Origin of the sequence: Arthrobacter sp. NPDC057388 (genome assembly GCF_042668165.1) — a bacterium.
In the GTDB taxonomy this organism is placed as follows: Bacteria; Actinomycetota; Actinomycetes; order Actinomycetales; family Micrococcaceae; genus Arthrobacter.
On record NZ_JBHVBL010000047.1, the window covers coordinates 1 to 11,396 of the forward strand.

11 protein-coding genes are annotated in these 11,396 nt (G+C 66.2%); all 11 read left to right on the forward strand.

Annotated features, from left to right (window positions below):
- Positions 1 to 198 precede the first annotated feature (198 nt).
- The 11 genes from ACFUTU_RS17925 (at position 199) to secG (ending at position 11,320) form a co-directional block, all read left to right on the forward strand.
- Complete coding sequence (locus tag ACFUTU_RS17925; protein ID WP_377966692.1) at positions 199 to 915, forward strand: HAD hydrolase-like protein; 717 nt, start codon at positions 199 to 201, stop codon at positions 913 to 915.
- Positions 902 to 1,570 carry a lysophospholipid acyltransferase family protein gene (locus ACFUTU_RS17930; RefSeq protein WP_377966694.1) on the forward strand — a complete coding sequence of 223 codons (669 nt, stop codon included), beginning with the start codon at positions 902 to 904 and terminating at the stop codon, positions 1,568 to 1,570. Before ACFUTU_RS17925 ends, ACFUTU_RS17930 begins: the two co-directional genes overlap by 14 nt.
- 96 nt (positions 1,571 to 1,666) lie before the next feature.
- The gene (uvrC, locus tag ACFUTU_RS17935) at positions 1,667 to 3,757 is read left to right on the forward strand and encodes an excinuclease ABC subunit UvrC (RefSeq protein ID WP_377966696.1); all 2,091 of its coding nucleotides are present in this window, start codon (positions 1,667 to 1,669) and stop codon (positions 3,755 to 3,757) included.
- Positions 3,758 to 3,869: 112 nt separating this feature from the next.
- Positions 3,870 to 4,793 carry an RNase adapter RapZ gene (rapZ, locus tag ACFUTU_RS17940; protein WP_076803889.1) on the forward strand — a complete coding sequence of 308 codons (924 nt, stop codon included), beginning with the start codon at positions 3,870 to 3,872 and terminating at the stop codon, positions 4,791 to 4,793.
- Entirely contained in the window at positions 4,793 to 5,806 is a 1,014-nt protein-coding gene (gene yvcK / locus ACFUTU_RS17945; RefSeq protein WP_377966698.1) for a uridine diphosphate-N-acetylglucosamine-binding protein YvcK, read from the forward strand. Before rapZ ends, yvcK begins: the two co-directional genes overlap by 1 nt.
- Positions 5,807 to 5,816: 10 nt before the next feature.
- Positions 5,817 to 6,797, forward strand: coding sequence for a DNA-binding protein WhiA (whiA, locus tag ACFUTU_RS17950; RefSeq protein WP_377966700.1), 981 nt, complete (start codon positions 5,817 to 5,819; stop codon positions 6,795 to 6,797).
- 133 nt (positions 6,798 to 6,930) lie between these two features.
- A complete protein-coding gene (locus ACFUTU_RS17955; RefSeq protein ID WP_003805561.1) occupies positions 6,931 to 7,554 on the forward strand; it encodes a superoxide dismutase in 624 nt (207 codons plus the stop codon).
- 277 nt (positions 7,555 to 7,831) lie between these two features.
- Entirely contained in the window at positions 7,832 to 8,842 is a 1,011-nt protein-coding gene (gap, locus tag ACFUTU_RS17960; RefSeq protein ID WP_377966702.1) for a type I glyceraldehyde-3-phosphate dehydrogenase, read from the forward strand.
- A 10-nt stretch (positions 8,843 to 8,852) separates the two neighbouring features.
- Positions 8,853 to 10,079 (forward strand): phosphoglycerate kinase, encoded by a 1,227-nt coding sequence (locus ACFUTU_RS17965; protein WP_377966704.1) that lies wholly within the window; start codon positions 8,853 to 8,855, stop codon positions 10,077 to 10,079.
- Between the two features lie 118 nt (positions 10,080 to 10,197).
- A complete protein-coding gene (gene tpiA / locus ACFUTU_RS17970; protein WP_377966706.1) occupies positions 10,198 to 11,013 on the forward strand; it encodes a triose-phosphate isomerase in 816 nt (271 codons plus the stop codon).
- A 49-nt stretch (positions 11,014 to 11,062) separates the two neighbouring features.
- Positions 11,063 to 11,320 carry a preprotein translocase subunit SecG gene (secG, locus tag ACFUTU_RS17975; protein ID WP_306923517.1) on the forward strand — a complete coding sequence of 86 codons (258 nt, stop codon included), beginning with the start codon at positions 11,063 to 11,065 and terminating at the stop codon, positions 11,318 to 11,320.
- The last annotated feature ends 76 nt before the right edge of the window (positions 11,321 to 11,396 follow it).

An 11,396-nucleotide genomic window follows, 5' to 3' on the forward strand; every position in this document is an offset into this window, starting at 1 on the left:
CCAGAGCATCTGGCGGGCCTCCGCTGCTTCCCGCGTCCCGCCGTCGTCCTCCGTTCCTTTAGAGTTTTTGTACAGTTATTGGCCGCCCGGTGCCCTGGAAGTCGCGACAAGTGGACAAAAACTCCGCAGTGGAAGCGGAAATATGCCTGCAGCGGTATACGAGTTTGAGCAGGCGTGCCATCGTGAGAAACTAAGCCGGTGACTTCAACAACAGTGCCCGTGATCTTCGACCTGGACGGCACTCTTGTCGATCCGGCCGGCGGGATTACAGACGGAATTGCCGCCGCCCTCAGGGAACATGGACTCGCTGTCCCCAGCCAGGACCTCCTCGACGCCATGGTGGGCCCTAAGCTGAGCGACTCCCTGCTGAATGTCGCGGCCGTTCCTCCGGCCATGCTCAAAGCGGTCATCCGGACCTACCGGATGCACTACCTCGATGTCGGCATCGCCCAGAGCCGGCTGTACCCCGGCATCGTCGAGCTGCTGGACGAATATGTGGAGGCGGGCCGGCCGGTGGCGGTGGCGACGCAGAAGCCGGAAGCCCTGGCGCACATCGTGCTGGAACACCACAGGATTGCCCGCAGGTTCCTCACCATCAAGGGGTCGGCTGCGGATGAGACCGCGGCTGCGGCCGGCCCGGTCGGCAAGAGCGGCATCATCGCCGCCGCCATGACGTCCCTGCACACGCAGCACGCAGTGATGGTGGGCGACCGTGCGCAGGACGTGGCCGGAGCGCTGGCCAACGGGCTCGACTGCATCGGCGTCAGCTGGGGTTTTGCGCCCGACGGCGAACTGGAGGAAGCGGGAGCCGTGGCCGTCGTGCACGACACCGCCGGCCTGCAGGCCAAGGTGGAGGAGCTGGAGAGCGTCCGAACGGCAGCCATGAGCGAGGTGCGCAACGATGGAGCTGTTTGACGGAGTCCGCTGGACCACCCGCACCCTCATTTCCGGCAGCTGCCGTCCTACCGTGATCGGGCTGGAGAATGTGCCCAAGAGCGGACCGTTCATTGTGGCGCCCAACCACCTGTCCTTCCTGGACAGCGTGATTGTCCAGGCGCTCATGCCCCGGCCCGTGGCGTTCTTCGCCAAGGCCGAGTACTTCACCACGAAGGGCTTCAAGGGCCGCCTGATGAAGTCCTTCTTCACTGCCGTGGGTTCCATACCGGTGGAGCGCGGTGAGCAGGCCGCGAGCGTGCAGGCCCTCAAGACCCTCCTGGACATCCTCGAGGACGGCAGGGGCATCGGCATCTACCCCGAGGGCACCCGCTCCCGTGACGGGATCCTGTACCGCGGCCGTACCGGCGTCGGCTGGCTGGCCCTCACCACGGGCGCCCCGGTTATCCCGGTGGGGCTGATCGGCACCGAGAAGCTGCAGCCGGCCGGCCGCAACGCCGTCAAGCCCCAGCACTTCACCATGAAGGTGGGGGAGCCGCTCTACTTCGACAAGACCGGCCCCGACCATTCGCTCCCTGCCCGGCGGCAGGTGACCGACAAGATCATGGACGCCATCGCCGAACTCAGCGGCCAGCAGCGCTCCACCAGCTACAACCAGAGCAAGGTCATCGAGTAGGCGGAAGCGACCCAGCCGGCGGGGCGGGGCGACGGCGGCGGACGCCCCCAGTGCGCGGCGGCAAATAGCAGCTCCTCAGCTCAGTAGACTGGAAACGTGGCAGATCCATCGAGTTATAGACCCCAGACGGGCGAGATTCCGACCAATCCGGGTGTTTACAGGTTCAGGGATCCCCATGGGCGGGTCATCTATGTCGGCAAGGCCAAGAACCTCCGCTCGCGCCTGAACTCTTACTTCGCCAACCCGGCAGGGCTCCTGCCGAAGACGCACGCCATGGTGTACGCCGCCAGCAGCGTCGAGTGGACCGTGGTGGGCAGCGAGCTGGAATCCCTGCAGCTCGAATACACCTGGATCAAGGAATTCAAGCCGCGGTTCAACGTGGTGTTCCGGGACGACAAGACCTACCCTTACCTGGCCGTCACCATGGGCGAAAAGCTGCCGCGCGTGCAGGTCATGCGCGGGGAACGGCGCAAGGGCACCCGCTACTTCGGTCCCTACACGGCCGGCGCCATCCGGGAAACCATGGACACCCTGCTGCGGGTCTTCCCGGTGCGCAGCTGCAGCGCGGGTGTGCTGAAGCGTGCCCAGGCCAGCGGCCGGCCATGCCTGCTGGGCTACATCGACAAATGCTCGGCTCCGTGCGTTGGCCGTGTCACGCCCGAGGAGCACCGCGCCCTGGCCGAGGACTTCTGTGCCTTCATGGGAGGCGAGGCCAAGCGGTTCATCTCCCGCCTCGAAAAGGAGATGGGCGCCGCCGTCGCCATTCTCGACTACGAACGCGCCGCCCGCCTGCGGGACGACATCACCGCCCTCAAGAAGGTCTTCGAGCGGAACGCCGTGGTGCTCGCGGAGGACACCGATGCTGACGTTTTCGCCCTGCACGAGGACGAGCTCGAAGCCGCCGTGCAGGTCTTCCACGTCCGGGGCGGGCGGGTCCGCGGCCAGCGCGGCTGGGTGGTGGAAAAGGTCGAAGACTTCACCACCCCCGACCTCGTCGAACACCTCCTCCAGCAGGTCTACGGCGAGGACGCCGAGATCCAGGGCCGGCTTCCCCGCGAAGTCCTGGTGCCGGTGGAACCGAGCAATGCGCAGGATCTGGCGTCGTGGCTCGGCGGTATCCGCGGGGCCAAGGTGGACATCCGGGTCCCGCAGCGCGGGGACAAGGCCGCACTGATGTCCACGGTCCGGGAAAACGCCGAGCACGCCCTCCGGCTCCACAAGACCCGGCGCGCGGGCGACCTGACTGTCCGGTCGCAGGCGCTGCAGGAACTCCAGGAGGCGCTGGAGCTCCCCGTTCCGCTGCTGCGCATCGAATGCTACGACGTATCGCATGTCCAGGGCACCAACGTGGTGGCCTCCATGGTGGTGGTGGAGGACGGGCTGCCCAAGAAGTCCGACTACCGGAAGTTCTCCATCACCGGCGCCGCGGCCACGGACGATACAGCCGCCATGCACGATGTGCTCACGCGCCGCTTCCGGCACTACCTCGTGGACAAGACCGCCCAGGTCGAAGCGGCAGAGCTGGTTGCCACCCCGGCAGGCCCGGCCATCCCGGCATCCGTTGGCGCCGGTCCATCTGCTGCCACCGCAGCATCTGCCGGCGGCGGGCAGGCCGCCCGCGGAACCAGCGCAGACGCCGCACTGACTGACACCACCACCCCCGCCCCCAAAGCCAAGTTCGCCTATCCGCCCAACCTCGTGGTGGTCGACGGCGGCAAGCCCCAGGTGAATGCGGCGGCCCGTGCCCTCGAATCGCTGGGCATCGATGACGTCTATGTTGTGGGGCTCGCGAAGCGGCTCGAGGAGGTCTGGCTTCCGGACAGCGACTTCCCGGTCATCCTGCCGCGCTCCTCCCAGGGCCTCTACATGCTCCAGCGCATCCGCGACGAGGCCCACAGGTTCGCCATCTCCTTCCACCGGCAAAAGCGCGGCAAGGCCATGACCGTCTCCGCGCTCGACGGCGTGCCCGGCCTGGGCGAGTCCAAGCGCAAGGCGCTGCTCGCCCACTTTGGCTCCGTCAAGAAGATCAAAGCGGCAACCGCTGAGGAACTGACGGCCGCCAAAGGCATTGGGCCGGCGCTGGCCGCAGCCATCGTCACGCACTTCAGTCCAGGCGGCGCCGGCGGTGGATCGGAGGATACCGTTCCGGCGATCAACATGACCACCGGGGAAGTGCTCGAAACTTAGCCCGCGCCCGGAAACTTCGTTAGGGTAAGTACGGGAAATCGGCGTGTGCCGCAAACAGCATCCGCGCAGGAACTGCACGCGGGAGGCAACAGCAGGAATGAGGCTGGAATCAATGGCAGAGTCGACGGCGGAGTCCAGCACGGAAGAGGACGGCCTGACACCGGTCAAGCCCGCCGAAGCGGAACTGCTCATCGTGACCGGGATGTCCGGTGCCGGCCGCAGCACCGCCTCCGATGCACTGGAGGACCACGGCTGGTACGTCGTCGAGAACCTGCCGCCGCAGATGCTGGGGACCCTCGCCGAACTGGTGTCGCACGCCCCGCAGTCCATCCCGAAGCTGGCCGTGGTCATGGATGTGCGCAGCAAGGCCCTGTTCGCGGATATCCGCGCGGCGCTGCGGGCGCTCGAGGCCAGCGGCGTCACCTTCCGGGTCCTGTTCCTCGATGCCAGCGACGACGTCCTGGTGCGGCGCTTCGAGCAGGGCCGGCGCCCGCACCCGCTGCAGGCCGGCGGCAGGATCCTTGACGGCATCGCCGCGGAGCGTGAAGTCCTCAAGGAGCTGCGCGACTCCTCGGACCTGGTCCTGGACACCTCGGCCCTGAACGTGCACGGGCTCGCCACGGCCATCACCGAACTCTTCACCGAGACGGGCCCCATCGCGATCCGCCTGAACATCATGAGCTTCGGCTTCAAGTACGGCCTTCCCGTCGACGCGAACTACGTGGCCGATGTCCGGTTCATCCCGAACCCGCACTGGGTGCCGGCGCTCCGGCCGCACACCGGCCTGGACCAGGACGTCAGCGACTACGTCCTGGGCGCCGAGGGCGTTCCGAACTTCGTGGAACGCTACGTCCATGCCCTGGAACCCGTCCTCGAGGGGTACCGGCGGGAGAACAAGCACTACGCCACCATCGCCGTCGGCTGCACGGGCGGCAAGCACCGCTCCGTGGCCGTGGCCATGGAGCTCTCCAAACGGCTCGCGCAATATCCGCGGGTGACCGTGACGACGACCCACCGGGACCTGGGCCGCGAGTAATGGGTGTTCTTACCGGCCCGCTGCCCCTGATTCCGCCGGCCGGCCTGACCGGTTCCCAACAGGCCAAGGGACCCACCGTCGTCGCGCTCGGCGGCGGCCACGGCCTGTCGGCCTCCCTCTCCGCGCTGCGGCTGCTGACGTCCGAGCTGACCGCGGTGGTCACCGTGGCGGACGACGGCGGTTCCTCCGGCCGTCTCCGCGAGGAGTACGGCGTCCTCCCGCCCGGTGATCTCCGGATGGCGCTGTCCGCCCTCTGCGATGACACGGACTGGGGGCGCACGTGGCGCGACGTGATGCAGCACCGCTTCCGGTCCGCCCGCGGCGGTGCTTCCCTGGACGAGCACGCCATGGGCAACCTGCTGATCGTTACGCTCTGGGAGCTTCTCGGCGACGCCGTGGCGGGCCTGAAGTGGGCCGGTGCCCTCCTCGGTGCGCGCGGCCAGGTGCTGCCCATGTCCACCGTTCCGCTCACCATCGAAGGCGACGTGCGCGTGACCGCCCCGGATGGCACCAGCACCCTCACCACCATCACGGGCCAGGCACGCTGTGCCGTGGCCGGATCCCTGGAGAGCGTCCGGCTGCTGCCCGGACAGGCACCCGCGTGCGTTGAGGCGTTGACCGCGATTGAGCTCGCCGACTGGGTCGTGCTGGGCCCGGGCTCCTGGTACACGTCCGTGCTGCCCCACCTGCTGCTGCCGGAAATGCGGCAGGCGCTCTGCGACACGCCAGCCAAGCGCTGCCTCACGATGAACCTCGCCATGGACACCAAGGAAACATCCGGCATGTCCGCCGCGGACCACCTCCACGTCCTGCGTGAGTATGCACCCGAGTTCAATGCGGACGTGGTGCTCGCGGACCCCGCGTCGGTTTCGGACCTTGCCGAGTTTGAGCGGGCCGCCGGGATGATCGGTGCCGAGGTTGTCTTGGGTAGAGTAGGGGCTTCGGGCCGGCGTCCGGTCCACGATCCCTTGCGGCTGGCTACGGCCTACCAGGATATTTTCGGGAACAGTTAGGAAAGGTGCCATGGCACTGACAGCATCAGTCAAGGAAGAACTCTCCCGCCTGGATATCAAGAAGTCATCAGTCCGCAAGGCTGAGGTCTCGGCCATGCTCCGGTTCGCCGGGGGACTGCACATCATCTCCGGCCGGATTGTCATCGAGGCAGAGGTCGACCTGGCCTCCACCGCCCGGCGCCTGCGCGCCGCGATCGCCGAGGTCTACGGGCACCAGAGCGAGATCATTGTCGTGTCCGGCAGCGGCCTGCGCCGCGGCAGCCGCTACGTGGTCCGCGTCGTCCGCGACGGCGAGGCACTGGCCCGGCAGACGGGTCTCCTCGACGGCAGGGGGCGGCCTGTGCGCGGGCTGCCGTCCGTCGTCGTCAATGGCTCAGCCGCCGACGCCGAAGCGGTGTGGCGCGGCGCTTTCCTGGCGCACGGCTCCCTCACTGAACCCGGCCGTTCCTCGGCCATGGAGGTTACCTGCCCCGGGCCGGAATCAGCCCTCGCCCTCGTCGGCGCGGCACGCCGGCTCGGGATCCAGGCGAAAGCCCGTGAGGTCAGGGGAGTTGACCGCGTGGTGATCCGCGACGGCGACACCATCGCCGCGCTGCTTACCCGGATGGGCGCCCACGACGCCCTCATGGTCTGGGAGGAGCGGCGCATGCGCAAGGAAGTGCGGGCCACCGCGAACCGTCTCGCCAACTTCGACGACGCCAACCTCCGGCGCTCCGCGCAGGCCGCCGTGGCTGCGGGTGCCCGGGTGGACCGCGCCCTGGAGATCCTCGGTGACGACGTCCCGGACCACCTCAAGTACGCCGGTGAGCTCAGGGTCGCCCATAAGCAGGCCAGTCTTGATGAACTTGGCCGTCTCGCCGATCCGCCCATGACCAAGGACGCCATCGCCGGCCGCATCCGCAGGCTGCTGGCGATGGCGGACAAACGTGCCGCGGATCTTGGTATCCCGGGCACGGATGCCAATGTGACGCCGGAAATGCTGGACGAGTAAGCGGCGCCCATAGAATCAAGACCAGGTGGGGGACATTGCCGCCACCGGAGTTTTCCGGATGACGCGTCATCCGGGATGCACAATCCGAGAGTTAGCAAAACCGGACAACCTGTCCACGACATTGGAGGATTTTGTGACCGAGTACGTTCTGCCCGAGCTCAGCTACGACTACGCAGCGCTCGAGCCCCACATCTCTGCACGGATCATGGAGCTGCACCACAGCAAGCACCACGCCGCGTACGTGACGGGCGCGAACAACGCGCTGGCCCAGCTGGCCGAGGCACGCGAAAAGGGCGACTTCGCCAACATCAACCGGCTTTCCAAGGACCTGGCCTTCCACACCGGCGGCCACATCAACCACTCCGTGTTCTGGAACAACCTCTCCCCGGACGGAGGCGACAAGCCTGAAGGTGAGCTGGCCGCCGCCATCGACGACGCCTTCGGTTCGTTTGATGCCTTCCGTGCCCAGTTCTCCGCAGCCGCCCTGGGCCTGCAGGGCTCGGGCTGGGGCTTCCTGGCCTACGAGCCCATCGGTGGCAACCTCGTCATCGAGCAGCTCTACGACCAGCAGGGAAACGTCGCGCTGGGCACCACCCCGCTGCTGATGCTGGACATGTGGGAGCACGCCTTCTACCTGGACTACGTCAACGTCAAGGCCGACTACGTCAAGGCGTTTTGGAACATCGTTAACTGGGCCGACGTGTCGGCCCGCTTCGCTGCGGCACGCGCCAACGCAACCGGCCTCATCACGCTTTAAGCGCAATACCTGAATGTGTGACTGGAAGTACACATCGCTGTAACAAAGCTCACATTCGGCGTCATTACGGCCAAATCTTGGACGGTCTGCCCCCGCACTTGCGGGGGCAGACCAACTTAAACGTAAGATAGATCACGGAAGGCGGTTAGCCTTCAGCAATGAGGCTGGTCGCCCTCCGATCTGAAAAATATCTTGCCCAATGGCGTGCGGGATCTGTTAGCTGGCTTGAAAGCCCGCTCAACTAGTTGTGCTACCCAAGCACAAAGGAGATTGAAAAGTGACGACCCGTATTGGTATCAACGGCTTTGGCCGGATCGGCCGCAACTACTTCCGCGCAGCACTGGCACAGGGTGCGGACCTCGAGATCGTAGCCGTCAACGACCTCACCAGCCCCGAAGCGCTGGCCCACCTGCTCAAGTACGACTCCGTCGGCGGACGCCTGGCCGAGACCATTGAGGTGAAGGAAGGCAACCTCGTCGTCAACGGCAACGCCATCAAGGTCCTCGCTGAGCGTGATCCCGCCAACCTGCCCTGGAAGGACCTCGGCGTCGACATCGTCATCGAGTCCACCGGTTTCTTCACCAAGGCCGCTGCCGCCAAGAAGCACATTGAGGCCGGCGCCAAGAAGGTCCTGATCTCCGCCCCCGCCTCGGACGAGGACATCACCATCGTGATGGGCGTGAACGACGGCCTGTACGACAACGAGAAGCACCACATCATCTCCAACGCTTCCTGCACCACCAACTGCCTCGGCCCGCTGGCCAAGGTGGTCAACGACAACTTCGGCATCGAACGCGGCCTGATGACCACGGTCCACGCCTACACCGCTGACCAGAACCTGCAGGACGGCCCGCACAACGACCTCCGCCGTGCCCGCGCCGCCGCCATCAACATGGTTCCCACCTCCACCGGCGCCGCCAAGGCCATCGGCCTGGTCCTGCCGGAACTCAAGGGCAAGCTGGACGGCTACGCCATCCGCGTTCCGGTCCCCACCGGCTCCGCCACCGACCTCACCGTCACGGTTTCCCGCGAGACCACCGTCGAGGAAGTCAACGCCGCGCTCAAGAAGGCCGCCGAGTCCGACGAGTGGCAGGGCATCCTGACCTACACGGACGCCCCGATCGTGTCCTCGGACATCGTCGGCGACCCCGCATCGTCCATCTTTGACTCCGGTTTGACCAAGGTCATTGGCAACCAGGTCAAGGTTGTGTCGTGGTATGACAACGAATGGGGCTACTCAAACCGCCTCGTGGACCTTACGGAGCTTGTAGCGGCAAAGCTGGGCTAGGGTTAGCTACATGACATCTCACACCCTCAACGAACTGATCGCTGAAGGTGTCCGCGGGCGGTACATTCTGGTTCGAAGTGACCTGAATGTGCCGCTCGACGGCTCTACAGTGACTGACGACGGCCGCATCCGGGCCTCACTGCCAGTGCTGGGAAAGCTCACGGACGCCGGTGCCCGCGTGCTGGTTACAGCCCACCTCGGCCGCCCCAAGGGCGCCCCTGAAGACAAGTACTCGCTCAAGCCGGCGGTCGCGCGCCTGGCCGAGCTGGCCTCCTTCCCGGTCTCCCTCGCGGAGGACACGGCAGGACCTTCCGCTAAGGAAAAGGCGGCTGCGCTGCAGGACGGCCAGGTCCTGGTGCTCGAGAACGTGCGGTTCGATGCACGCGAGACCAGCAAGGACGAGGCCGAGCGCGGCTCCTTCGCGGACGAGCTGGTCGGGCTTACCGGTGACAACGGCGCGTTCGTGAACGACGCCTTTGGCGCCGTTCACCGCAAGCACGCCAGCGTTTACGACGTCGCCACCCGGCTGCCGTCCTACCTCGGCGACCTTGTGGGAACCGAAGTGGACGTCCTCCGTAAGCTGACAGCAGATACCCAGCGCCCCTACGTGGTGGTTCTGGGCGGCTCGAAGGTATCGGACAAGCTCGCGGTCATCGACAACCTGCTGGGCAAGGCTGACACCATCCTGGTGGGCGGCGGCATGCTCTTCACGTTCCTGGCCGCCGCGGGCCACAAGGTGGCCGGCAGCCTGCTGGAAGAGGACCAGATCCCGGTCGTCCAGGACTACCTCAAGCGCGCAGCCGACGCCGGCACCCGGTTCGTGATCCCCACGGACGTCGTGGTCGCGGCCAAGTTCGCAGCCGACGCCGACCACGAAACGGTCAGCGCCGACGCCATCGAAAGCAGCAGCTTTGGCGGTCAGGGCATCGGCCTGGACATCGGACCCGAATCCGCCCGCGCGTTTGCCGAACAGATCAAGGCCGCCAAGACCGTCTTCTGGAACGGGCCGATGGGCGTCTTCGAGTTTGAGGCGTTCTCCGCAGGCACCCGGGCCATCGCCCAGGCGCTGACGGAAACTGACGCGTTCACCGTCGTCGGCGGCGGCGACTCCGCGGCAGCCGTGCGGACCCTCGGCTTTGCCGATGACCAGTTCGGACACATTTCCACCGGCGGCGGCGCCAGCCTGGAATACCTCGAAGGCAAGGAACTTCCCGGCCTGAGCGTTCTGGACCGCTAGCAGACACACCAGCCGGCAGGGCATCCTCCGCACACCGTACTTCACTCGGCGGTGCGGGGAGGGGCCCTGCCGGCTGCTCACATCATCAGCACATTTGACCGGCACTATTGGAGAACACGTGACTACGTCAACCAACGGCACCTTCGACCGCACGCCTTTGATCGCAGGCAACTGGAAGATGAACATGGACCATGTCCAGGGCATCACCCTGCTGCAGAAGCTGGCCTGGACACTGTCCGACGCCAAGCACGACTACAGCCGCGTCGAAGCCGCCGTCTTCCCGCCCTTCACGGACCTGCGCGGCGTGCAGACCCTCGTGCAGGGCGATGAGCTCGATATCGCCTACGGCGGCCAGGATCTGTCCCAGTTCGACTCCGGCGCCTACACGGGCGACATCTCCGGCCAGTTCCTGAACAAGCTCGGCTGCAAGTACGTCCTCGTGGGCCACAGCGAACGCCGCACCGTCCACGGTGAATCGGACGAAGTCCTCAACGCCAAGGTCAAGGCCGCCTACCGCCACGACATCATCCCCGTCCTCTGCGTCGGCGAGGGCCTGGAGATCCGCCAGGCGGGCACGCACGTCCAGCACACGCTGGACCAGCTCCGCGCCGACGTCGAAGGCCTGACCGCCGAGCAGGCAGCCCAGCTCGTCGTCGCCTACGAGCCCGTCTGGGCCATCGGCACCGGCGAGGTTGCAGGCCCGGAGGACGCACAGGAAATGTGCGCTGCCATCCGCGCCGAGCTCACCAAGCTTTTCGACGCCGACGTAGCGGCCAAGGCCCGCCTCCTGTACGGCGGTTCGGTCAAGGCCAGCAACGCCGCCGCAATCCTCAAGGAGCGCGACGTCGACGGCGTGCTGGTGGGCGGCGCCAGCCTCGATCCCGCTGAGTTTGCTAATATTGTCAGGTTCGAGAGCCACCTCGTAACGGACTGATCCGTTCCTCTGGCACGCTCCCGCATCCACTTACTTTGGAAAGGCCGTCGTGGACGTTCTTCATGTGATCCTGCAGATCCTGCTGGGCATTACCAGCCTTCTGCTGACCCTGCTCATCCTGCTCCACAAGGGACGCGGCGGTGGCCTGTCGGACATGTTCGGCGGTGGAATGAGCTCGGGCCTGGCGTCCTCGGGTGTTGCTGAGCGCAACCTCAACAGATTCACCATCATCCTCGGTGTCACCTGGGGCGTCGTCATCATCGCCCTCGGTTTGCTGATGCGGTTCACGGGTGTGGCTGACTCCTAAACCCCACACCCACCCCGTCTGACACGAAAGCCCGGCCCGATCAGGATCATCTCCTGATTGGGCCGGGCTTTTCCCT